We start from the raw sequence: 23,808 nt of genomic DNA, 5'->3' as shown, positions 1-23,808 counted from the left end.
ACTGACCCGCAGCATGCTCCGCCTGGCCTGCCAGGCCGGGCTTCTACACAACGCCTTGAAACAACTTCAAGCCGCTCTGCTCTTGAGGGCGGCTGTTCAAACGCGCCCCACCGCCCGCCTCACCTTGTCCAGCAACTCGCCCAACCGAAACGGCTTCACCAGCATATCCATCCCCACCCCCAGAAACGCCTGCCGGTCCAGCGCTTCATCGGCATACCCGGTCATGAACACCACAGGCAACCCTGGCCTGCAGACCCTGGCCATATCCGCCAGTTCGCGCCCGCTCAGCGTCGGCAACCCCACATCGGTCAACAGCAAATCCGGCCCTGGCTCGTGCCGCAGATGGAAAAGCGCCTCGTCGATCGTCGATGCCAGCGTGCAGCGGTAGCCTGCATCGGTCAGTGCCTCGGCCACCGACAGGCGCACCGACGCCATGTCCTCGACAATCAGCACATGCTCGCCATTGCCGCGGGCATCTTCTGCCACTTCGCGCTGCGGGGGCACGGCGACATCCTCGGTGGCGGGCAACATCAGGGTCACTTCGGTACCTTCACCCAATACGCTGCGCAGCACTACGTGGCCGCCCGACTGCCGGGCGAAGCCGTAGATGGTCGACAGCCCCAAACCGGTCCCCTGGCCCAGCGGTTTGGTGGTGAAGAACGGGTCGAAAACCTTGTCGAGCACATCAGGCTCGATGCCGCTGCCGTTGTCACGCACCGTCACCGCTACATAGGGACCGTCTTGCAGGTTGGGGTCGCCATGGACCAACGCCGTGCAGGTCTTGACCCAGATCTGCCCGCCCTTGGGCAACGCATCGCGGGCGTTGATCACGAGGTTGAGCACGGCACTTTCCAGCTGCACGGGGTCGACCAGGGCGATGGCAGGATGGGTAGACAAATCCAGGCTGAGGGAGACGCGTTCGCCGATGGTGCGGGTGAGCAGCTCCTCCAGCGAGCTGACGTGCTGATTGACGTCCACCGGCCGGGTGTCCAGCGGTTGCTGGCGAGCGAAGGCCAACAGGCGGTGGGTCAGCACGGCGGCGCTGTTGGCGGAACTGAGCGCTGCATCGACGTATTTCGGCACCTTTTCCGTGCGGCCTTCGGTGACGCGTTTGCGGATCAGTTCGAGGCTGGTGATCACGCCCGTCAGCAGGTTGTTGAAGTCATGGGCGATGCCACCGGTCAGGCTGCCCAGGGCTTCCATCTTCTGCAATTGCAACAGCTGGGCCTCGGTGCGCGCACGCTCGGCGACTTCCTTGGCCAACTGCGTGGTGGCATCGTCCAGGCGCGCCAGGTGCGAGCGTTCGCGATGGCGGTGCTCGGTGATGTCTTCGATGAACACCAGGCAAAGCCCAGGTGCGCGATACGGTGACAACTGCCATTCGGTATCGCGCGGCTCGCCATGCAGGCGCATGCCCAGGTTGCCACGCCAGCGCTTGCCGGCGCGCAGGTGCTCGCGCAGCTCTTCCAGCACCAGTGCCTGGCCTTCGGCAAAGCACTCGCGCAGTTGCTGCGGGTCGTGGTTGTCCTGCATCAGGTGGGCGAATGCGTGGTTGCATTCATGCACCTTGAACTCGGCGTCGAGCACGGCGATAGGCGCCGATACGCTGCGGAAGATTTCCTGAAAACGCGCCTCGCTTTCGCGCAGCGCACGTTCAGTGTCGCGTACCCGCAACAGCGTGCGCAGGGTGGCCAGCAATACGTCCGGGTCGACCGGGTGGATCAGGTAGGCATCGGCACCGGCGTTGAGACCGGTGATGATGTCGCCGCTCTGGATCGATGCGGCCGACACGTGGATCACCGGCAACAGGGCTGTGGCCGGGTCCTGGCGCAGCAGACGAACGATATCGAAACCGCTCATGTCGGGCAGGTTGACGTCGAGGATGAGTGCATCCACCTGCTGCTCCCTGATCAGCGCCAGCCCATCGCCGCCGGTGCCGGCTTCGAGCACCTCATAGCCATGCACGCCCAAACGCCGGCGCAAGGCGTAGCGGGTAGCCGCGTTGTCGTCGACGATCAGCAGGCGGACATCAGGTTTCATCGGCGTGCTCCTGGGCCAAGGCCAGCGGGATGATCACGAAGAAGCATGAGCCGATCCCTGGTTCGCTGGTCACGCCCACCTCACCGCCCAGCAGCGTGGCGAAGCGCTTGCACAGCGACAACCCCAGGCCGGTGCCGCGCAGGCGTTTCTGCAGCGGCGAGTCGACCTGGGCGAAATCCTCGAACAAGGTGTTCAACAGCCCGGTAGGGATGCCGATGCCGGTATCGCTGACGGCGAAGCGGATCTTGTTTTCGCCTTGCAGTCGGGCAGAAACGCGCACCTCTCCGCGCGAGGTGAATTTCACGGCGTTGGAGATGAAGTTGCGCAGGATCTGCGCAAGCTTCTTGTCGTCGGTGTAGAGCCTGGGCAGGCCGACCGGCTCTTCGAAGACCAGGTCCACCGCGCTGGCGTCGACAATTGGCCGGAACATGCCGCGCAGGGCCGCGAACAGGTCGAGCATGTCGAACCAGGCCGGCGAAATGGTGATGCGCCCGGCCTCGATCTTGGCCAGGTCGAGGAGGTCGTCGACCATGTCCGACAGCTCGCGGGTGGCGGTACTGACGAACGCGACCTGGCGGTGCTGCTCTTCGGACAAGGGGCCATCCAGTTCGTCGGCCAGCAGGCTGGTAATACTCAGGATCGAACCCAGCGGTGTGCGGAATTCGTGGCTCATGTAGGACAGGAAGCGGCTTTTCAGGTCCGAAGCCTGGCGCAGTTGTTCAGCCTGGATGTCCAGTTCGGCATACAGCGCCAGCACGCCCTGGTTGGTCTCGTCGAGTTCGGCGCGCAGCGCCTGGTTTTCGGCCTGCAGGCGGGCGACCAGTGCCACTGGGTCGGTCAAGGGTTCAGCCATGGGTGGGCTCCAGGTCAACGACCAGCACTGTCACATCATCCCGCCCGCGGCAGAAATCACGGTGCAGCACGGTCGCAATCACGGCCGGATGGCGATGCACCAGGCCAGGGTAGTCTTGAAGGTTCCAGCGCGATTGCAGGCCGTCGCTGTACAGGATGAGCAGGTTGCCGTTTACCTGAGCGTAGTCGAAGGCCTGCGCCTTGCGGTATTGGCCGCCGACAATGCCTGGCAGCGAGGCCAGGCCACGTGCCTGGGTGCCCTGGATCAGGCTGGCGCCGATATTGCCGACGCCGGTGAAGGACAGGCGGTTCTGGCTGGCATCATGCTGGGCGATGGCGACGGCCCCACCGCGGGTGCCTGCCATCGCCTGATGCAGGCGGCCGATCAGCTGCAACGGGTCGATGAACGCATCGGCGGCAAAGGCCACAGCGCCTGCCTGCGCGGCCGCCTCGGCATCCGGACCGTGGCCCAGGCCATCCACCAGCAACGCGCTGAGGCGGTTGCCGTCGATCGCCACGTGCCAGGTGTCGCCACAGGCCGGGTCGTCATGCAAGGCGTGATGGCTCACGCCGATACGGATATCGTGACCGGCGTCCTGGCGCCGGTACAAGCGCGCCATGATCACCGAACCCCGCGCATCGGTGTGAACGTCGAACACCTGCGCCAGGCGCGCAATGGCACCCAGGCCAATGCCTTGGGTGCCGCCTGTGGAATAACCGTCTGCCAGGCAGGTGGCGGTATCGAAGCCCTGCGCCCGGTCCACGGCCAGCAGTTCGACGCCGCAGCCGTTGGCGCCGGGTATGGCGCGCAGGTGCAGCTCGCCGCGCTGTGCATGCTTGAGCACATTGCTGCTCAGTTCGGTCGCCAGCAGGGCTACGCGCCCGGCATCCTCACTGTCGAAGCCTTGTTGCTCGGCCAGCTTCTGCGCCATGCGCCGGGCGTGGCCGACCTGGCTGCTGTCTTCCAGCGGCAACACCAGCGTGAGGCTGGCATGGATGTTCATGCCCATCGCGTGATCGTCACTCGTGTGCCCTCGCCTGGCGCGGTGTCCAGCTCGAACTCGTCGACCAGCCGCCTGGCTCCCGTCAGGCCAAGGCCCAGACCATTGCCGGAGGTCCAGCCGTCGGTCAGCGCCAGGTTGATGTCGGGGATGCCCGGGCCTTCATCGCGGAACACCAGGCGCAAACCGGTTCGCCCGGCCTCTTCCAGCACCTGCCAGTCCATGTCACCGCCACCGCCGTAGACCACGGTGTTGCGCGCCAGCTCGCTGACCGCCGTCACCAGTTTGGTCAGGTCCACCAGGCGCATGCCGCATTCGCCGGCCAGCTTGCGGGCCAATTGGCGGGCCAGCACCACGTCCTGCTCGATACGCACCGGCAGGCTGCCACTGTCATGGGCATTCATACGCGCCTCACGGTCTGGCGCAGGCGCTGCATGCCACGCTCGACGTTCAGTGCCGTGCTGACGCCGGGCAGGTTCAGGCCCAGCTCCACCAGAGTGATGGCCACCGCTGGCTGCATGCCTACCACCATCACCTGGGCATCCATCAGCCGCGACAGGCTGGCGATGTCGGCGATCATCCGGCCGATGAAGGAGTCGACCATGTCGAGTGCGGAAATGTCGATCAGCACGCCACGGGCCGAGGTACTGCTGATACGGTCGGTAAGATCGTCCTGCAGGCGCATGGCCAGTTCGTCATGCATGTCGACCTGAATGGTCACCAGCAAGAATTCACCCATTTGCAGGATCGGTATGCGTTCCATGGCCTTATCCCCGCTCGGCCAGGCTCACACCCAGGCGTGACAGGGCCAGTTTCAGCGCGTCGGCAAGGTTGGCCTTGGTGGTCAGCGTGCCCAGGTCGAGCCCCAAATGAACGATGGTCTGGGCGATCTGTGGGCGCACCCCGCTGATGATGCAGTCGGCGCCCATCAGGCGGATAGCAGTCACCGTCTTGAGCAGGTGCTGGGCGACCAGGGTATCGACGGTCGGCACGCCGGTGATATCGATGATGGCGATTTCCGAGTCGGTGTCGACGATGCGTTGCAGCAACGATTCCATCACAGTCTGGCTGCGTTGCGAGTCCAGGGTACCGATCAGCGGCAGCGCCAGCACGCCGTCCCACAGCTTGACCACGGGGGTGGACAGCTCCAGCAGCTCTTCCTGCTGACGCTTGATCACCGCTTCGCGGGTTTTCTGGTAGGTACGCATGGTGTGCATGCCGAGGCTGTCGAGCAGTTCGGAGATGCACCACAGCTGCTCGGCGAGGCGCGCCGGCTCATCGCTGTAATGGGCCTGTAGCAAGCCAAACAACGGGCCTTTGAGGGCGAAGATGAAATAGACGGTCTGGTGCGAATCATGACCGAGCTGGGCACGGCTGGCAGACAACTTCTCCAAAAAGCGCCGTGTTTCCTCCCATTCACCCGTAGCGACATTGTTGTCGCCATCCGATTGCATGCCTTGCGACAGCAGTTGGAGGAATTCGCGGGCTTCCTGGTTGAGCGTCTGCTCTTTGATGTTGCGTGTGGCGCCGCTGGCTTCCAGGGCCGCAAGCCACTCATTGATCAGCTGAGCCTGGTTTGCCTTGATCGCTTCCAACGTGCTGCCTTGCAATGCTGCCATGTGCCTTTCGCTCCTGTGCGTTAAGGCCGGCATCCCTGGTGGGCGCCAGCCTGTTGAGAATGACATCTTCACACTCAAATAGTTGTAGCGCACGGGAAAGATAGTTGCAATGGGCCATGTCTGCGCGCTGTCTTCAACACCCAGGTGGGCAGCGAGCGGTTCAGCAGCGCACCGACAAGCTCAGCGAACGCCAGGGGCGCGATGGTCTGACCGAGCTCTAGCGCCGTCATCAGAAGTAGCCCCCAAGGCGTAGAACTCGTGCAACTTGGCCTGCAGTAGTGCCTTGTCTGGCAGTCGTGTCTGGTACTCCGCAATCAAAGCGGGTGACAAGCTGCGGTTGAGCGCGTATTCGACCACTTCGTCGTCCTTGCTGGCACACAGCAATACACCGATGGCAGGGTTTTCATGAGGTTTGCGCTCATTGCGATCCAGGGCTTCCAGATAGAAATCGAGCTTGCCCAGGTATTCCGGCTCAAAGCGACCGACTTTGAGCTCGATCACCACCAGGCAATTGAGACCCCGGTGGAAGAACAGCAGGTCCAGAGCGAAGTCGCGGCCGCCTACCTGTAATGGGTATTGGGAGCCGACGAAGCACAAGTCTCTGCCCAGCTCGATCAGGAATTCTTTGAGCCGATCCATCAATGCGCGATGCAGATCAGCTTCGGCATGGCCTCCAGGCAGGCCAAGGAACTCAACCACATAGGCATCCCGGAAAACATCCATGGCAGCAGGATAATTCTGTCTCAGCGCTGCTGAGACTTTTGCCGGACTGGCGATGCTGCGTTCATACAACGCTGCCTTCAACTGTCGCTCAAGCTCACGCCTCGACCACCGCTCCTGAACGGCCATGCGCACATAGAACTGGCACTCATCGCGCTGCTTGCACTGCCCCATGATGATGAGGTTATGACTCCAGGATAATTGTCGCACCAGTGGTGCGACTTTCTCGTCACCCTGATATGACTCGTAGAACTGACGCATCCGGAACAGATTCGCGCGGGTGAAACCTCGCAGCCCCGGCTGCGTTTGGGCGAGATGTGCGGCCAATTGGCTGACCACCGAATCGCCCCACTCCGCTTGCTCCAGCTTGCGACTGATATAGCCCCCCACCTGCCAGTACAAATCGATCAACTGGGTATTGACTGCCTGCACCGCCCGTTGCCGGGCCCCGTGAATCAACGCCAGCACTTCCTCGAAACGGTCATCCTTTACCGACGGAGAAGCCACTGGCGCATTGGCGTCTTGTTGTTTCGCGCTCATGCCTCGACTCCCTGTATGAATTGCGCAGGAAGTCTACCCCCACCAAACCACCCTCCAACTGCCAACAGCACCGATCAAGTGTTTCAAAAAGCAAAGGGCACCCATCCACTGGGTGCCCTCGCCTTTGTTGCAAGGTGAACTCAATCACCCCATCGACCGCGCCCCCACCGTTTGCGCATGGCCCCGGGAGGTCACGATTCCCAGGAAGGAAATCACGATCGCCAGGCTCAAGGTCGAACTCACTTCCGCCCGGTGTTCAGGCGTGTACATCATCACGGCCAGCGCGCCGGAGATGAAAATGATGACCGCCCAGGTCAGGTACGGGAACAACCACATGCGGAACTTGAGCTCCGTGTTCTCGCGCTCCAGGCGGCGGCGCATGCGCAGCTGGGAGATGGCGATGACCATGTACACCAGCAGCGCGATGGCGCCGGAGCTGGCCAGCAGGAACTCGAACACACCCTTGGGTGCAAAATAGTTGAGGATGGCGATGGCGGCGCCGATCAGGGTGCTGCCGAATACTGCGGCGCGTGGCACACCGACCTTGGAGGTCTTGTTCAGCAGCGCCGGGGCGTCGCCGCGCTTGGCCAGCGAGTACATCATCCGCGAGGCGATGTAGATCGACGAGTTCATGCAGCTGGTCACGGCCACCAGCACCACCAGATCGACCATGAAAGCGGCATTGGGGATGTTCATGATTTCCAGCGCACGCTGGTAAGAACCCACCACTGCCAGCTGTGGATCGTTCCACGGCACCACCGAGATGATCACGAAGATCGACAGGATGTAGAAGGTGCTGATCCGCCAGATCACCGAACGGGTGGCCTTGGCGATGTTGCGCGACGGGTCGCTGGATTCGGACGCGGCGATGGTCACGGCCTCGGTGCCGATGAAGCTGAACATCACAGTGATGAACGCGCCGATCACCGCCGACCAGCCTTTGGGCACGAAGCCACCATGTTCGGCCATCAGCCCGCTCAGGCCGCTGACTTGACGCTCGGGCAGCCAGCCCAGCAGCGCAGCGAAGCCCAGGCCGATGAAGCCGAGAATGGCGGTGACCTTGAGGATGGCGAACCAGAACTCGAACTCGCCGTACTTGGCCACGCTGAACAGGTTGGTGCCCGCCAGCAACAGCACCGAGGCGAGGGCGAAGATCCAGCTGGGGATATCGGGGAACCAGGCGTTGAGCACGTGCCCTGCCGCCAATGCCTCGATCGGGATCACCAGTACCCAGAACCACCAGTACAACCAGCCGATGGTATAGCCGGCCCAGCGGCCGATGGCCTGGTCAGCGTAGGTGGAGAAAGATCCCGTGTCCGGATGCGCCACGGCCATTTCGCCGAGCATGCGCATGACCAGTACCACCAGGGTCCCGGCCACGAAGTAGGAAAGTATGGTGGCTGGCCCGGCAGCCGCGATGGCGTGCCCGGAGCCTACGAAAAGTCCGGCACCGATGATGCCGGCGATGGACAGCATCGTTACATGACGTGGCTTGAAACCTTGTGCAAGGTTGCCATCAGATCCCACGGTGTTCATTGATCTTGTTCTCTTTTTGCTGACACAAGGAAGGACGGGCAGGCGTAGGCGAAAATATCTCCTTTCAAATCAGGAAGTCGACACGTTGCGGGTGCGCTGTTGTTGATCTTTGGCACACGTCACAGAGCAAGATGCCGGTGTGGTTCGGGCTTCATTTAAGCCCCGTAAGGCTGTGGGAAATTACACGAGAACGCCTCGGAACTGTTCGATCACGACAGGGCATTTCCCTGAGCGCCAGATGTCGCGAATGGCATGCCCGATCACGCCAGCGGGCCATCTGAAGCTTCCGTTTTTCATTTGGATGTGTTTTCAGCAGGCACAAAAAAGCCCCGGTTCCCCGGGGCCTCTGTTGCTCAGGCGTCTGCCTACGCCTGCCCAGTGCGTTCGAAACGCCTGGCCAGCAACAGGTAAGCGAAGATCCCCAGCACGCCATGGGCGGCCACGAACCAGAGTGCGTTGTGGAACGAACCGGTGCTGGCGACCACGTAACCGATCACCAGCGGGGTGACGATTCCCGCAATATTGCCGATGCCGTTGAACACGCCACCACACAGGCCGACCATCTTCTTCGGCGCCACATCCGACAGCACCGCCCAGCCCACCGCCGCCAGGCCCTTGCCGAAGAACGCCAGGGTCATCAGGGCGATCACCGCCGCGTTGCCGTCCACATAGTTGGCCAGCACCAGGCTGGTGGACAGCGCCATGCCGATCACGAACGGGGTCTTGCGTGCCTTCGACGGGTGCACGCCGTGGCGGATCAGGCAGTCCGAAACGAAGCCGCCGAGGATGCCGCCGGTGAAGCCGCAGATGGCTGGCAGCGCAGCGACCCAGCCGGCTTCCATGATGGTCATGCCACGGCCCTTGATCAGGTAGATTGGGAACCAGGTGATGAAAAAGTAGGTAAGCGCGGTAATGCAGTACTGCCCCAGGTACACCGCCCACAGGTTGCGGCTGGTGAACAGCTGGGCGATCTCGGCACGGGTCGGTTTGCTCTTGGCGGTCTTGCGCTCCTTTTCCAGGTCGACCAGTGCGCCGCCCTCGCGCATGTAGTCCAGCTCTTCGCGGCTCAACCCTGGCGCGCTGTGCGGTTCGTGATACAGGCGGAACCACACCACGCTCAGCAGCAGCCCCAGCACGCCCATCCAGATGAACACCTGCTCCCAGCTCAGGCTGTGGGTCATCCATGCCATCAGCGGGGTGAACACCACCACGGCCATGTACTGCGCCGAGTTGAACAAGGCAGAGGCCGTGCCGCGCTCACGGGTGGGGAACCAGCAGCTGACGATGCGTGAGTTGGCCGGGAACGCGGGTGACTCCACCAGGCCGAGCATGAAGCGCATTGAGAACAGCGCCACCGCCGCAGAAAACCCGGCCAGGCCCAGCCAGCCTACGGTGCCTTGCAGCAGGGTGAACAGCGACCACAGGACCAGGCTGAAGCCATACACCCGGCGCGCGCCGAAGCGGTCGAGCAGCCAGCCGCCGGGGACCTGGCCCAGGGCGTAAGCCCAGGCGAACGCCGAGAAGATCATCCCCAGCATCACAGGGTCCAGGCCCAGGTCCTTGAGTACTTCGGTGCCGGTGATCGACAGGGTGGCGCGGTCAGCGTAGTTGATCACAGTGATGACGAAGATCAGCGCCAGGACCAGGAAACGGTGGCGGCCGACTCCGGCCACGGCCTGCGATGGGGCGACGGCGGATTTGCTGTTCATGTGGACCCTCTTGCTTCTCGGTGGAAGCGATTGTTTTTGTACAGAGAAGGTGTGGCCCTGGGGCCTTGTGTTGCCTGATCTGGCCCTTCGCGGCTTAAGCCGCTCCTACACACGGCGATGTCCCTGCAGGAGCGGCTTTAGCCGCGAAGGGCCCTAGAGGTCGATCACCCGATTCGGCGGCACCTCGCCTCGAAAACAGGCTTGAAGGTTGTTCAGCACCATCTGCCCCATCGCCAGCCGGGTCTGCAGCGTGGCGCTGCCGCGATGCGGCTGCAGGCTGACCTGATTCAGGTCACGCAAGGCCGGCGGCACAGATGGCTCATCGACGAACACATCCAGCCCGGCCCCGGCGATGCGCTGTTCGCGCAGTGCCTCGACCAGCGCGTGCTCATCGACCAACTTGCCCCGCGCCACATTGACCAGGTACCCCTCCGGCCCCAGTGCATCGAGCACCTGCGCCGTTACCAGCACCCGGCCGCCATCGGCTGAAGCCGCCACCACCAGCACATCCACCGAGCGCGCCAACTCGATCAGATCGGGTTCGTAGCGGTAGCCGGTTTCCGGCTGCTCGCGCCGCCCGTTGTAGGCAATGCGCATGTCGAATGCAGCGGCGCGCCGGGCGATGGCCTTGCCCACCTCGCCGAGCCCGACGATACCCAGTTCGATGCCGCTGACCTTGCGCGCCAATGGCAGGTTCACCCTACCCCACAAACCGTCACGCACCAGCCGCTCCCCTTCGCCCAGGCGGCGCAGGGTGCTGATGATCAGGCCCATCGCCAGGTCCGCCACATCAGCGGTGAGTACGCCCGGCGTGGTGGTGACGTGGATACCGCGGCTGGCCGCGTGGCGCAGGTCCACGGCGTCGGTGCCGATGCCGCTGATGGCGACGATCTCAAGGCTGGGCAGCTGGTCCATCAGCGCGTTCGACACGCCCTTGGCGCCGCCAGTGACCACCGCGCGAATGCGCGGGCCAACCTCGGCCAGCAGCTGTTGCGGGTGGTCATGCTGATACAGCCGATGCACCCGGTAAGTACTCACCAGCTGGGCATCAATGGCCTCGGGTACGGGCTGGGTTAGCAGCACGTCGATGGCGTCGTTGTTCATCGTGGGCATCCGGCAGTTCAAAGACATGACTCGATGCTAGGTCCACATTTGATACAGGTCTAATATAGATGCTGGATCGAATAATTCAGGAATTGAATCATGGAGCTGCACCAGTTGCGCTGCTTCGTCGCCGTCGCCGAGGAGCTGCATTTCGGCCGCGCCGCCATCCGCCTGCACATGACCCAGCCACCGCTGAGCCGGCAGATCCAGCTGCTGGAACATTCTTTGGGGGTGCTGTTGCTGGAGCGCAACAATCGCCAGGCGCGCCTGACCCTGGCCGGGCAGAGTTTTCTCGAAGATGCCCGGCGTATCCTGCAAGTCGCCGAGTCGGCCAGCCAGTCGGCACGGCGTATCGCCCATGGCGAAGCAGGTCGCCTGACGCTGGGCTTCACCGCCGTCGGCGCCTACAGCATGATCCCGCGCTTGCTGGTGCACGCCGGCCAGACCTTGCCCGACATCGAGTTACTGCTCAGCGAACGGGTCTCGTCCACCCAGGTGCATGACCTGGAGGCCGGCCTGATCGATGTCGGCCTGGTGCGCCAGGTGCTGCCCAGCGCCCGCGTGGAGTACCTGCCGATTCACCGCGAACCCTTCGTCGCCGCCCTGCCCGCCGGGCATGCGCTGGCGGCACGCGAGCGGCTCAGGCCGAGCGATTTCGCTGGGCAGCCGTTCGTGATGTACAGCGCCAACGAAGGGCGCTATTTCCATGACCGCATCGCCAACCTGTTCGCCCGGCACGAGGTGCAGCCGCAGTATCGGCATCAGCTGGGGCAGACCCATTCGATCCTGGGCCTGGTCAATGTCGGGCTGGGCTGCGCGGTGGTGCCGGCTTCGGCGCAGGCGTTGCGCCTGGAGCAGGTGGTGTTCAAGCCGTTGGTGGGCATGGAGCAGCAGGCGGAGATCTTTCTGGCGTTTTGCCGGGATAACCCGAACCCGGTGCTGGGGGGCTTTGTGGCGATGGCGCGGGCATTCTTTGAAGCAGGATGAACAGTGGTGGCTTCTTCGCGGGTGAACCCGCTCCCACAGGTACTGCACAAGCCTGGAAGCCTATGCATTCCCTGTGGGAGCGGGTTTACCGGCGAAGAGGCCCTATACCTTAACGCACCAGGCACGGCCGCTTGTTGTCGAAACTCCAGCCCGGGATCAGGAACCGCATCGCCACGCTGTCATCCCGCGCCCCCAGCCCCATGTTGCGGTAGCACTCATGGGCCTTGGCCAGCTGGTCTTCATCCAGTTCAACGCCCAGCCCCGGCCGCTCCGGCACCCGCACATGGCCATCGATGATACGCAGCGGCTCACGGGTCAGGCGCTGGCCGTCCTGCCAGATCCAGTGGGTATCGATGGCCGTGATTTCACCCGGCGCCGCCGCCGCCACCTGGGTGAACATCGCCAGCGAAATGTCGAAGTGGTTGTTCGAGTGCGAGCCCCAGGTCAGGCCCCAGTCATGGCACATCTGCGCCACCCGCACCGAACCCTGCAAGGTCCAGAAGTGCGGGTCGGCCAGGGGGATGTCCACCGACTGCAACTGGATTGCGTGGCCCATCTGCCGCCAGTCGGTGGCGATCATGTTGGTGGCGGTCGGCAGGCCGGTGGCACGGCGGAATTCGGCCATCACTTCACGGCCCGAATAACCGTTCTCGGCCCCGCACGGGTCTTCGGCATAGGCCAGCACATCGTGCTTGTCGCGGCACAGGGCGATGGCTTCTTGCAGCGACCAGGCGCCGTTCGGGTCAAGGGTGATCCGCGCTTGCGGGAAGCGTTCGGCCAGGGCCGTCACGGCCTCCATTTCCTCCTCACCGCGCAACACTCCACCCTTGAGCTTGAAGTCGCTGAAGCCATAGCGCTGCCTGGCTGCTTCAGCCAGGCGCACCACCGCCTCCGGGGTCAGGGCCTTTTCATGGCGCAGGCGCAACCAGTCGTCATCGGCGTCGGCTTCGTCGCGGTAGGCCAGGTCGGTCTGCTGGCGGTCGCCAATGTAGAACAGGTAACCGAGCATCTTCACCGCGTCGCGCTGCTGGCCTTCACCCAGCAGTGCCGCCATTGGCACGTTGAGGTGCTGGCCGAGCAGGTCGAGCAGCGCCGACTCGATGGCCGTCACCGCGTGCACGGTGATGCGCAGGTCAAAGGTCTGCAGGCCGCGGCCTGCAGAATCGCGGTTGGCGAAAGTCTGGCGCATGGCATTGAGCACGCGCTGGTAGTGGCCGATCGGCTGGCCAACCACCAGGTTGCGGGCGTCTTCCAGGGTCTGGCGGATCTTCTCTCCACCGGGCACTTCGCCCAGGCCGGTGTTGCCGGCACTGTCGCGCAGCACCACGACATTGCGGGTGAAGTACGGGCCATGGGCACCACTGAGGTTAAGCAGCATGCTGTCGTGGCCGGCCACGGGAATCACCCGCAGGTCAGTGACCACTGGGGTGCTGGTGTGTACGGCGGGATTGGTCTGCATGTTCATGGTCGTTGTCTCGCAGTCATCAGTGGGTCTGGCCCAAGGCCGAAGGCGCCTTGTGCTGGTCAGAGGAAGCGCCCTTTGGGCGTATGCGTACGAAGAAGACGGCGATGGCCGCCAGCACCGAGGTCACGGCCAGGCCATACAGCCCGCCCTGGATCGACCCGGTCTGCTGTTCGAGCAGGCCGAAGGTGGTGGGGGCGACGAAGCCGCCGAGGTTGCCGACCGAGTTGATCAAGGCGATCACGGCCGCGGCGATACGGGCGTCCAGGTAGCCTTGCGGAATCGGCCAGAACAGCGACGAGGCCGACTTGAAGCCGATGGCGGCGAAGCACACGGCGACGAAGGCGAACACCGGGCCGCCCGTGGTGGACATGAACATGCCGATGGCCGCGACAAGCAAGGCACCGGCAACCCAGGCCTGCTGGAACTTCCAGCGCGTGGAACCGGCAGCGAAGGCGTACATGGCGATGATCGAGATCAGCCACGGGATCGAGTTGAAGAAGCCGACCTGCAGGTCGCTGAGGTCGCCCATGCGCTTGATGATGCTCGGCAGCCAGAAGGTGGCGGCGTAGATGGTCAGCTGGATGCAGAAGTAGATCAGGCAGAACAGCACGATCTGGCGGTCCTGGAGCAGGCGCCAGGCCGATGGCTTCACTGCGCCCACGGCTTCACGCTCACGCTGTTCACGGTCGATGGTCGCCACCAGCGCGTCCTGTTCGGCCGGGCTCAGCCACCTGGCATCCTGCGGTTTGGAGTCGAGCCAGAAGAACACGAAGAAGCACAGGGCCACCGAGGCCATGCCTTCGATGAACAGCATCCACTGCCAGCCATGCAGGCCCAGGCCCTGGATCTGCATCAGCGCGCCGGCCAGCGGCCCGGAAATCAGCGATGCCAATGCCGAACCGCTGAGGAAGATGGCAATCGCCTTGCCGCGCTCGGCGGCCGGCAACCAGCGCGTGAAGTAGTAGATCACGCCGGGGAAGAAGCCTGCCTCGGCCACGCCCAACAGGAAGCGCAGCACGTAGAACTGGGTTTCGTTCTGGACGAAGGCCATGGCGGTGGCGACCAGGCCCCAGGTGAACATGATGCGGGTCAGCCACAGCCGCGCACCGACTTTCTGCAACAGCATGTTCGAGGGCACTTCGAACAGCGCGTAGCCGATGAAGAACAGCCCGGCACCGAAACCGAAGGCGGCGGCACTGATGCCAAGGTCGCTTTCCAGGTGCGGACGGACGAAGCCGATATTGACGCGGTCAAGGTAGTTGACGATGAACATGATGACGAACAGCGGCAGGACGTGGCGCTTGACCTTGGCCACGGCACTGGCCAAGGCGTCGCCTTCATTCCGGGCAGACGGAGCGAGGGTGTCGTTCACAGGTATATCTCCCACTAATTGTTTTTGTGCGGGTCGAGGTTGTCTGACATGACAGTGGAACGGAGCATAGGCGCAGCGAAGTTGTACGACAAGATGTCGAATTGCGCCTAAATGGCAAAATACAAGCTGATAAACCAGCAAATAGCGTCTAACATGCTTAGAAATCGATTAACAGCCCTGCACCGTGCAGCGAAAATACGGGCAAAAAATATTTTTATTGATTAACTTGTCATACAAGACAATCAGCTCCGGACTCCTCATGGATATTCCAGCCAAACGCAGCCACAGCCGCGCCCACGACCTGGTGTCGAGCCTGACCCAGCAAATCCTGCTGGGCACTTTCAAGCCGGGGGACAAACTGCCGTCTGAGAACACCCTGGTGCGCGAGCATGGCGTCAGCCGCACCGTGGTCCGTGAAGCGCTGTCGAAATTGCAGGCCTCAGGGCTGGTGGAGCCACGCCATGGCATCGGCACCTTCGTGATGGAGCGCCAGGGCCAGGCGGGTCTGCGCGTGGGGGCGGAAAATGCCGCGAGCGTGCGCGACCTGCTGGAGCTGCGCATCGGCCTGGAGGGCCAGGCGGCCGCGCTCGCTGCCGTGCGCCGCAACGACGAGCACCTGGCACGCATGCGCAAGGCGCTGGATGACTACCAGGACCTGGCGGCTGCCGGTGACAGCTGCATCGAGGCAGACCGGCGCTTCCACCTGTTGATCGCCGAGGCCACCGGCAACCTGTATTTCAGTGAGATGATGGCGCAACTGGGCAACGGGTTGATCCCGCGTAACCGCATGGCCCTGGCCGAACGCGCCGGCGCCAACCTGGCGCGGCATGCCTACCTGGCCAACCTGGAGCATGAGGCGATCCTCAATGCCATCCGCCGGCAAGACCCGGACGCGGCGCGGGCGGCGATCTGCCTGCACCTGTCCAACAGCCGCGATCGCCTGCTGCCGGACTAGGGCCGCTGTCGTTGCCGCTTCACCAGGTCAGGCAGATCTTGCCGAAATGCCGGTTGCTTTCCTGGTAGCGGAACGCCTCGACGATCTGCTCCAGCTCGAAATGCTTGTCCACCACTGGCCGCAAGCCGTTGGCATCGATCGCCCGCACCATCGCCTGCTGCTGCGCACGGCTGCCCACCAGCACGCCTTGCAGGCGGATCTGCCGTACCAGTGCCTGCACCAGCGGCAGTTGCCCGGCCACACCGGTCAGAATGCCGATCAGCGACACATGCCCACCAATGCGCGCGGCGATCATCGACTGCTCCAGGGTCGCCGGCCCACCCACTTCGATCACATGATCGACGCCGCGATTGCCAGTCAGCTCACGGGCCTTCTCGCCCCAGGCCGGGGTGCTCTTGTAGTTGATCAGGTGGTCGGCGCCGAGGGCCTTCAGGCGTTCGAGCTTGGCGTCGCTGGACGACGTGGCGATGACCGTGGCCCCTGCCAGCTTGGCGAACTGCAGGGCGAAGATCGACACACCGCCGGTGCCCTGCACCAGCACCGTGTCACCGGGCTTGAGGTGATCATCGCTCATCAAGCTGCGCCAGGCGGTGAGGCCGGCCGTGGTAAGGGTTGCAGCCTCGGCGTGGCTGAACCCCTTGGGTGCCAGCGTGAACGAAGTGACCGGGGCCGTTACCTGCTCGCGGGCATAACCATCAATGCCATCGCCAGGCACCCGGGCAAAGCCTTCGACGTTGGCCTGGCCGTCGAGCCAGTCCGGGAAAAAGGTGCTGACGACGTTGTCGCCGACCTTGAATTCACTCACACCTGTGCCGACCGCGACCACTTCGCCGGCGCCGTCGGCCATGGGAATGCGCCGCTCGCTCGGGCCCCACATGCCACTGACCACGGCGAAGTCGTGGTAGTTGAGGGAGCTGGCATGCAGTTGCACGGTGATCTCGCCGGCCTTGGGCGCTGGGGCCTCGCAGGTGCCGACCTCGACCTTGTCGTAGCCGCCGCCGGGTTGCACATAGATGGCCTTGCTGGTCATGACTGAGGCTCCATTCAGAGAAAGACTGGGGTTCAGCATAGCCAGTGTGGGCCCTTTCGCGGGCTCGCCCGCGAAAGGGCCGGAACTGGCGCCAGATAATTCAGCCCAGCATCACCCGCAAGGCCCGGCAATCTGCTGCATGCCAATCCACCAGCTCCGGCCACGGGTTTTCCGGCAGGTTCACCAGCACCGTGCGCGCGCCAGCGGCCCGCCCACAGTCCAGGTCAAAGCGATAATCCCCAACCATCACCAACTCGCCGGGCGCCACGCCCCAGCTGTTGGCAATCTTCAACAGCCCATCCGGGCTCGGCTTCGGCTCGGCCTCATCGCGCCCGAGAATGTGCTCGACCTGGAAGCAATCCGCCAGGCCGATCGCCTCCAGCGTCACATGCGCCAGCTCCCGCGCATTGCGGGTCAGGATGCCCAGCCGGCAGCCACGTTCGGCCAGCTCACGCACCAGCTCCACGGCCCCGTTGGCCGCTGTCGAGGCAATCGCCAGGTCGCGCTCATGTTCCAGCAGCCAGGCATGCTTGGCCGCCGCTTCCGCCGCCGGCAGTGCCGCCAGATGGGTGAGAATGTCGTGCTCGGCCGGGATATCCAGGGCGACGCGGATGGCGGCGAAATCGTGCACCGCCACGGTCAGGGTGCCGTCCATGTCGAACACCCAGTTGCGGATTTCGGCCAGGCTCATGCCCAGTCCTTGCGGTGGCGAATCAGGCCTTCCTGGGTCGACGATGCCACCAACTGGCCGGCGCGGTTGAAGATGCTGCCGCGGCAGAAACCCCGGGCATTACCAGCCCACGGGCTGTCGGTGGCGTACAACAGCCACTCATCGGCGCGCAGGTTACGGTGGAACCACAGCGAATGGTCGAGGCTGGCGATCTGCATGTCGCGCTGCCACACCGATTTGCCATGGGGCAGCAGCGACGTCGTCAGCAGGCCGAAATCGGAAGCGTAGGCCAGCAGGTACTTGTGCAGCGCCGGCACGTCAGGCAAAGAGCCGTCGGCGCGGAACCAGGCGTACTTCACCGGGTCGCCGGGCTGGGGGTTGAACGGATCGCGCTCGGTCACCGGGCGGATCTCGATCGGCTTGGCGCACAGCACCTTGTCGCGGATGCGTTCGGGCAGCTTGTCGGCATGGGCGCTGGCCAACTCGACTTCGGTCGCCAGGTTTTCCGGGCCGACCACGTCGGGCATCTGCACCTGGTGCTCGAAACCTTGCTCGTCGTACTGGAACGACGCGCTGCAGGTGAAGATCGGCTGGCCCTTCTGGATCGCCGTCACCCGCCGGGTGCTGAAGCTGCCGCCATCACGCACGCGGTCGACCGAATACACCACCGGCAAGCTGGCATCGCCCGGGCGCAGGAAGTAACCGTGCAGCGAATGCACATGGCGCGCATCCTCGACCGTCTGGCTGGCCGCCGACAGCGACTGGCCCAGCACCTGGCCACCATACAGCTGCCGGAAGCCGAGGTCCTGGCTGCGGCCACGGAACAGGTTCTCCTCGATCGACTCGAGGCTCAACAGGTCGACCAGGTCGTCCAAAACATGACTCATCGGGGGTTCTCCTTGTAGGAGCGAGCCTTGCTCGCGATGCGCCGCTGAGCGGCGCTCGGTTTCACAGGCGCTGAACATCTTTCGGCGAGCACCTTTCAGGGATGAGTAAATGATACAAGGTTTGTCACCGACACCGTGCATGGCGGCTCATTCAGTGCGCAGGGTCTGCTCCCAATGCGCGCGGTCGATGCGATACAGCACATGAGGGCGCAGCGGGTGGCCGATGGGCAGGCGGGGGTGGTCGAAGCTGCCATCGACGTCCTGGACCATGCCGATGGCCTGCATGACTTTTTGCGACGGCAAGTTGCTCTCGCTAGTGAACGACACCACCTCTTCCACGCGCAATTGGGCGAAAGCACAACGCAGGCAGGTCCATGCCGCCTCGCTGGCAAAGCCCAGGCCCCAGTGACGCCGGGCCAGGCGCCAGCCAATCTCCACCGCCGGGGCGAACGGCGCGTCGAAATTGACATTGAGCAAGCCCGTCATGCCGATGAACGCCCCGCTGTCTTTTCGCTCAAGCGCCCACAGGCCGAAGCCGTATTCGTTGAAATGCCCGCGGATCCTGCCGATCAGCGCCGCCGCTTCAAGCCGCGTCATGGGCGCAGGGAAATAACGCATCACCTGCGGGTCGGCACACATCGCCGCAAATTCGCGCAGGTCGTCATCGTGCCATTGGCGCAACACCAGCCGGGCACTTTCCAGGTGGAGGATGGGGGTCATGGGAACAGCTCCGGTTTTACGCGATGGCATTTTACAGCGTAGGCGCGGCCAGGTTTCTCACGCAACCGGCAGCGCCCGGAATGCAATTTTCACAACCCCTTCACCAGCCCCCGACAGACGGCTGAGCACAATGCCCCCACACCACCGCCGCGCCATTGGAGTGACGCATGCAGCCGAGCAACACCTTGGGCCATCCCGCCATCCACGCCCGTCGCAAGCGACGCATGTCACGCAAAGCCCTTGGTGCCGCTCTCGGTTTGTGCATGGTCATCGCAGCGGTCACCACCTGGCTGTCAACGAGGACCCATATCGTGGACCTTGGCAACGAGCGGCAGTTGAACGAAAGCGGCCTGCTGCAGGACTGGGCCGACGGTGCAGTGATCGTGATGATCCGCCATGCCGAACGTTGCGACAGCGCGCCCGGCCCTTGCCTGAACGACCCCACTGGCATCACCGTGGCCGGCAGCGAGGCCGCCACCCGGGTCGGCCAAGGCTTGAAACAACTGGGCCTGGGCAATGCCGATGTGCTCGCCAGCCCCAAAGTACGTACCCTGCAGACGGCTCACTTCATCCTTGGCCAGGCCGTTGCCAGCGAAGCCTGGCTGGAAAGCTGCGACAACCAGTTCGCCCGCGAAGCGCTGGCGCGCAAGCGTGCTGGGCACAACCTGGTGCTGGTCACCCACAATGGCTGCATCGATCACTTCGCCCGCCAGCAGGGCGTGGCCGGGGGTGAGCGCGAGAGCAACTACGCCAGCGCGCTGTTCGTCTCGGTGGACGCCAACGGCAAGGCGCGCATCCTTGGGCGCTTGAACGAGCCAGACTGGCAACGGGTATTGGCCAGCGTGGGGAAATAACTGGCAAGATCAGCGCTGGCCCCGATTGCGAACGTCCCATGCCGCTGCCGCTGATCTACCACGACGACTACAGCCCGGAATTCCCTGCCGGGCACCGCTTTCCCATGGACAAGTTCCGCCTGCTGCGCGACCACCTGGTGGGCAGCGGCCTGACCACCGACCAGGCCCTGCTGCGCCCGGACATCTGCCCCAACGACATCCTCGCCCTGGCCCATGACCGCGGCTACATCGAGCGCTACATGAATGGCGAACTGTCCCGCGAGGACCAGCGCCGCCTCGGCCTGCCCTGGAGCGAAGCCCTGGCCCGGCGTACCGTGCGTGCCGTGGGTGGTTCGCTGCTGACCGCCGAGATGGCACTGCAGCATGGCATCGCCTGCCACCTGGCCGGTGGCACCCACCACGCCCACTACGACCATCCGGCCGGTTTCTGCATCTTCAATGACCTGGCGGTGATCAGCCGCTACCTGCTCGAAGCCGGGCGCGTGCACCGGGTGCTGATCTTCGACTGCGATGTGCACCAGGGCGACGGCACGGCGCGCATCCTCCAGGACACCCCGGACGCCATCACCGTGTCCCTGCACTGCGAACAGAACTTTCCGGCACGCAAGGCCCACAGCGACTGGGACATTCCCCTGCCACGCGGCATGGGCGATGCGGCATACCTGAAGGTGGTGGACGATGCGCTGAACTACCTGCTGCCGCTCTATCAACCCGACCTGGTGCTGTACGACGCCGGTGTCGATGTGCACAAGGACGATGCCCTGGGCTACCTGCAACTCACCGACGATGGCCTGGCGGCGCGTGACGAGCTGGTGATGCGCCACTGCCTGGGCCGTGACATCCCGGTGGTCGGGGTCATCGGTGGCGGCTACAGCAAGGACCGCGAAGCCTTGGCCAGGCGCCACGGCATTCTTCATCACAGTGCGGCGCGTGTCATAGGTTGTTCACAATGACTGTGGAACCGCTTGTGGATAACCTGCGGGAAAGGCGCTGCAGCCCTTAACCGGTGGGGGCTGTAGAACACTGATCACTTTTTGTTCAGTACGTGGGTTGGCCCGGCTGCGCTAGAATGCGCAATCTTTTCCACAACCTGCTGCCTACCATGCCCGATAAAAAACCCGCTTCCCCTCCCCTGGCCGTCGTGATCGGCGGCGGCCCTGCTGGCCTGATGGCGGCTGAAGCCATGGCCCAGGCGGGCCTGGCGGTGGAAGTGTTCGATGCCATGCCTTCGGTGGGCCGCAAGTTCCTGCTGGCCGGCGTCGGCGGCATGAACATCACCCATTCGGAAGCTTATCCACAGTTCGTTTCGCGCTACGCCGAGCGGCAAGCTGAAATCGACGGGTTGCTGCACGACTTCGATGCCGATGCGCTGCGCCAGTGGATCCACGGGTTGGGTATCGACACGTTTGTCGGTACGTCAGGCCGGGTTTTCCCCACCGACATGAAGGCGGCCCCGCTGCTGCGCGCCTGGCTGAAGCGCCTGCGTGACAATGATGTGGTTATCCACACCCGCCATCGCTGGCTGGGCTGGAATGCCGACGGTAGCTTGCGAATCGCTTATCCACAGGGTGAATTGCAGGTCAAGGCCAATGCCGTGGTACTGGCCTTGGGTGGCGCCAGCTGGGCAAGGCTGGGCTCCGACGGCGCCTGGCAGCCGTTGTTGGCCGAACGCACTGTGGATATCTCGCCGCTGCGGCCGAGCAACTGCGGTTTCGAAGTGGAGGGATGGAGTGCGCTGCTTGTGGACAAGTTCGCGGGGGCGCCGCTGAAGAACATTGCCCTCAGCGTACCGGGCATGGCGCCGCGCAAAGGCGAGTTCATCCTCACCGCGCAGGGCGTCGAGGGCAGCCTGGTATATGCATGGTCGGCGCAGTTGCGCCAGGCCATCGAGCACCAGGGCCAAGCCAAACTACTGCTCGACCTGCTGCCGGACAAGCCTGTGGACAAAATTGCCCAGGCGTTGGCCAAACCACGCGGATCGCGCTCGATGGCCAAGCACCTGCAGGGTCAGCTGGGGATCGATGGGGTCAAGGCAGCGCTGCTGCGGGAGCTGACGGATCAGGCGACGTTCGCTGATCCTCAGGCGCTGGCACGTGCAATCAAAGCGTTGCCGATCGCGCTGGTACGAACGCGACCGCTGGACGAAGCGATCAGCAGCGCCGGTGGCGTGCGTTTCGAAGGGCTGGATGAAGGGTTGATGATTCGCCGGATGCCGGGGGTGTTCTGCGCGGGCGAAATGCTGGACTGGGAGGCGCCGACCGGGGGGTATCTGCTGACGGCGTGCTTTGCCAGTGGTTTGCGCGCGGGGCGAGCTGCAGCAGACTGGCTGAAATCTCGCGGCTGACCCCGCTCCCACAGTGTCTGCTTACGGTTTGCGCTTGCGCGGCCCGCTGTTGAAGCTCGGTACCTTGCGTACGGCCTTCACCGAGGGCTCCGCCACTGCCGACTCGGCACTGTCCATCCAGCGCCCCAGTCCGCGCTTGGCGCCGTTCTCTTTCGGTTTCTTGGGCTTTTTCGGCTTCTTGATCACCTGGCCACTGGCATCGGTCATCGGTACCCGGTGCTCAGGGATGAAGTCCGGTTCCTCATGGCGCGGCAGGGTCTGCCGGGTCAGCACTTCAATCGCCGACAGCATCTGCACTTCATCGGCACACACCAGCGAGATCGCCTCGCCCTTGTTACCGGCGCGGCCGGTACGGCCAATACGGTGCACATAGTCCTCGGCCACGATCGGCAGGTCGAGGTTGACCACCAGCGGCAGGTCGTCGATGTCCAGGCCTCGGGCCGCCACATCGGTGGCCACCAGCACCTGGATCTCCCGCGCCTTGAAGCTGTCCAGTGCACGCTGGCGGGTGGCCTGCGGGCGGTCGCCGTGGATACCGTCGGCATTCACCCCGTCGGCCAGCAAGCGCTCGACCAACTGATCGACGCCATTGCGGGTCTTGGCGAATACCAGCACCTGCTTCCAGCGCTGCTTGCGCAGCAGGTGCATGAACAAGTCGGCCTTGCGCTTCTTGTCCACTGGCACCAGCCACTGCTTGACCGTGGTCGCCGCGGCGTTGCGCGGGCTGACTTCGATGCTCAGCGGGTCGTTCAGGGCCAGGCCGGCGAGCATGCGGATCTGCTCGGAGAAGGTGGCGGAGAACAGCAGCGTCTGACGCTTGCGCGGCAAGGCGGCATAAACCGACTGCAGCTCTTCGGCAAAGCCCAGGTCGAGCATGCGGTCGGCTTCGTCGAGTACCAGTGTCTGCACCTGGTTGAACTTCACCGCATTCTGGCGGAACAGGTCGAGCAGTCGGCCGGGCGTGGCCACCAGCAGGTCGACGCCACGGCGCAGGCGCATCATCTGCGGGTTGATGCTGACCCCGCCGTAGACGGCATAGGTGCTCAGTGGCAGGTTTTCGGCATATTCGCGCACGTTGTCGTGCACCTGCTCGGCCAGCTCGCGGGTCGGTACCAGCACCAGCGCACGGATCGAGTTACTGGCAACCTTCTCACCTTCCAGGGCAAGGCGCTGCAGCACCGGCAAGGCGAAGCCGGCGGTCTTGCCAGTGCCGGTCTGGGCTGCGGCCATCAGGTCGCGGCCGGCCAGCACGGCGGGGATGGCCTTGGCCTGGACGGGGGTCGGGGTGGTGTAGTCCAGCTGCTGCAAGGTGCGCAGCAGCGGTTCGATCAGGCCGAGTTTGGCGAAATTCATGGCAATACCGTCAGGGGGTTCAGCGAAGGCGGCAAGTTTACCGCATCGCC

At 64.0% G+C, this 23,808-nt stretch carries 22 protein-coding genes; 5 read left to right on the top strand and 17 right to left on the bottom strand.

Annotated features, from left to right (window positions below; translation table 11 throughout):
* Positions 1-96 precede the first annotated feature (96 nt).
* The 10 genes from L6D64_RS16615 to L6D64_RS16570 all read right to left on the bottom strand — a co-directional run bounded on the left by L6D64_RS16615 (position 97) and on the right by L6D64_RS16570 (position 11,121).
* The gene (locus tag L6D64_RS16615) at positions 97-2,040 is read right to left on the bottom strand and encodes a response regulator (RefSeq protein ID WP_176507119.1); all 1,944 of its coding nucleotides are present in this window, start codon (positions 2,038-2,040) and stop codon (positions 97-99) included.
* Complete coding sequence (locus L6D64_RS16610; protein ID WP_176507118.1) at positions 2,030-2,893, bottom strand: sensor histidine kinase; 864 nt, start codon at positions 2,891-2,893, stop codon at positions 2,030-2,032. The genes L6D64_RS16615 and L6D64_RS16610 overlap by 11 nt, the downstream gene beginning before the upstream one ends.
* Entirely contained in the window at positions 2,886-3,896 is a 1,011-nt protein-coding gene (locus L6D64_RS16605) for an ATP-binding protein (protein ID WP_176507117.1), read from the bottom strand. The genes L6D64_RS16610 and L6D64_RS16605 overlap by 8 nt, the downstream gene beginning before the upstream one ends.
* On the bottom strand, positions 3,893-4,297 hold the full coding sequence (locus tag L6D64_RS16600) for an anti-sigma regulatory factor (RefSeq protein WP_054883953.1): 405 nt from the start codon (positions 4,295-4,297) through the stop codon (positions 3,893-3,895). The genes L6D64_RS16605 and L6D64_RS16600 overlap by 4 nt, the downstream gene beginning before the upstream one ends.
* On the bottom strand, positions 4,294-4,656 hold the full coding sequence (locus L6D64_RS16595) for an STAS domain-containing protein (protein WP_054883952.1): 363 nt from the start codon (positions 4,654-4,656) through the stop codon (positions 4,294-4,296). Before L6D64_RS16595 ends, L6D64_RS16600 begins: the two co-directional genes overlap by 4 nt.
* A 4-nt stretch (positions 4,657-4,660) precedes the next feature.
* A complete protein-coding gene (locus L6D64_RS16590) occupies positions 4,661-5,512 on the bottom strand; it encodes an STAS domain-containing protein (RefSeq protein WP_176507116.1) in 852 nt (283 codons plus the stop codon).
* A gap of 180 nt (positions 5,513-5,692) precedes the next feature.
* Positions 5,693-6,772, bottom strand: a complete 1,080-nt coding sequence (locus L6D64_RS16585; protein WP_176507115.1) for a PDDEXK nuclease domain-containing protein — start codon at positions 6,770-6,772, stop codon at positions 5,693-5,695.
* A 144-nt stretch (positions 6,773-6,916) separates the two neighbouring features.
* Entirely contained in the window at positions 6,917-8,308 is a 1,392-nt protein-coding gene (gene gabP, locus L6D64_RS16580; protein ID WP_176507114.1) for a GABA permease, read from the bottom strand.
* Positions 8,309-8,673: 365 nt separating this feature from the next.
* Entirely contained in the window at positions 8,674-10,017 is a 1,344-nt protein-coding gene (locus L6D64_RS16575; protein WP_176507113.1) for an MFS transporter, read from the bottom strand.
* Between the two features lie 153 nt (positions 10,018-10,170).
* Positions 10,171-11,121, bottom strand: a complete 951-nt coding sequence (locus L6D64_RS16570) for a 2-hydroxyacid dehydrogenase (RefSeq protein ID WP_176507112.1) — start codon at positions 11,119-11,121, stop codon at positions 10,171-10,173.
* Between the two features lie 99 nt (positions 11,122-11,220).
* Between L6D64_RS16570 and L6D64_RS16565 the strand changes: the two genes are divergently transcribed.
* The gene (locus tag L6D64_RS16565) at positions 11,221-12,108 is read left to right on the top strand and encodes a LysR family transcriptional regulator (protein ID WP_176507111.1); all 888 of its coding nucleotides are present in this window, start codon (positions 11,221-11,223) and stop codon (positions 12,106-12,108) included.
* A 109-nt stretch (positions 12,109-12,217) separates the two neighbouring features.
* On the opposite strand, the gene gudD is transcribed toward L6D64_RS16565, so the two are convergent.
* On the bottom strand, positions 12,218-13,573 hold the full coding sequence (gene gudD / locus L6D64_RS16560; protein ID WP_176507110.1) for a glucarate dehydratase: 1,356 nt from the start codon (positions 13,571-13,573) through the stop codon (positions 12,218-12,220).
* 19 nt (positions 13,574-13,592) lie between these two features.
* Positions 13,593-14,945: an MFS transporter gene (locus L6D64_RS16555; RefSeq protein ID WP_176507109.1), complete on the bottom strand. Its 1,353-nt coding sequence runs from the start codon at positions 14,943-14,945 to the stop codon at positions 13,593-13,595.
* Between the two features lie 259 nt (positions 14,946-15,204).
* On the opposite strand from L6D64_RS16555, the gene L6D64_RS16550 reads away from it, so the two are divergent.
* On the top strand, positions 15,205-15,900 hold the full coding sequence (locus L6D64_RS16550) for a FadR/GntR family transcriptional regulator (protein ID WP_176507108.1): 696 nt from the start codon (positions 15,205-15,207) through the stop codon (positions 15,898-15,900).
* Between the two features lie 19 nt (positions 15,901-15,919).
* On the opposite strand, the gene L6D64_RS16545 is transcribed toward L6D64_RS16550, so the two are convergent.
* From L6D64_RS16545 to L6D64_RS16530, 4 genes are all read right to left on the bottom strand, one after another.
* The gene (locus L6D64_RS16545) at positions 15,920-16,930 is read right to left on the bottom strand and encodes a zinc-dependent alcohol dehydrogenase family protein (protein WP_176507107.1); all 1,011 of its coding nucleotides are present in this window, start codon (positions 16,928-16,930) and stop codon (positions 15,920-15,922) included.
* Positions 16,931-17,030: 100 nt separating this feature from the next.
* Positions 17,031-17,621, bottom strand: coding sequence for an HAD family hydrolase (locus L6D64_RS16540; RefSeq protein WP_176507106.1), 591 nt, complete (start codon positions 17,619-17,621; stop codon positions 17,031-17,033).
* Complete coding sequence (gene tesB / locus L6D64_RS16535; protein ID WP_176507105.1) at positions 17,618-18,487, bottom strand: acyl-CoA thioesterase II; 870 nt, start codon at positions 18,485-18,487, stop codon at positions 17,618-17,620. Before tesB ends, L6D64_RS16540 begins: the two co-directional genes overlap by 4 nt.
* 147 nt (positions 18,488-18,634) lie before the next feature.
* A complete protein-coding gene (locus tag L6D64_RS16530; RefSeq protein ID WP_176507104.1) occupies positions 18,635-19,207 on the bottom strand; it encodes a GNAT family N-acetyltransferase in 573 nt (190 codons plus the stop codon).
* A 167-nt stretch (positions 19,208-19,374) separates the two neighbouring features.
* On the opposite strand from L6D64_RS16530, the gene pmrG reads away from it, so the two are divergent.
* The 3 genes from pmrG to L6D64_RS16515 all read left to right on the top strand — a co-directional run bounded on the left by pmrG (position 19,375) and on the right by L6D64_RS16515 (position 22,405).
* Positions 19,375-20,061, top strand: coding sequence for a lipopolysaccharide core heptose(II)-phosphate phosphatase PmrG (gene pmrG / locus L6D64_RS16525; protein WP_176507103.1), 687 nt, complete (start codon positions 19,375-19,377; stop codon positions 20,059-20,061).
* A gap of 38 nt (positions 20,062-20,099) precedes the next feature.
* Entirely contained in the window at positions 20,100-21,014 is a 915-nt protein-coding gene (locus L6D64_RS16520; protein ID WP_176507102.1) for a histone deacetylase family protein, read from the top strand.
* A gap of 149 nt (positions 21,015-21,163) precedes the next feature.
* Entirely contained in the window at positions 21,164-22,405 is a 1,242-nt protein-coding gene (locus tag L6D64_RS16515) for a TIGR03862 family flavoprotein (protein WP_176507101.1), read from the top strand.
* A 21-nt stretch (positions 22,406-22,426) separates the two neighbouring features.
* Here L6D64_RS16515 and L6D64_RS16510 read toward each other — a convergent pair whose 3' ends face one another.
* The gene (locus L6D64_RS16510) at positions 22,427-23,758 is read right to left on the bottom strand and encodes an RNA helicase RhlE1 (RefSeq protein ID WP_176507100.1); all 1,332 of its coding nucleotides are present in this window, start codon (positions 23,756-23,758) and stop codon (positions 22,427-22,429) included.
* Between the last annotated feature and the right edge of the window lie 50 nt (positions 23,759-23,808).

Origin of the sequence: Pseudomonas urethralis (assembly GCF_021602465.1) — a bacterium.
Taxonomy (GTDB): Bacteria; Pseudomonadota; Gammaproteobacteria; order Pseudomonadales; family Pseudomonadaceae; genus Aquipseudomonas; species Aquipseudomonas vlassakiae.
The sequence above is the reverse complement of the archived record's forward strand: the minus strand, read 5'-3'. Positions and strand labels throughout refer to the sequence as shown.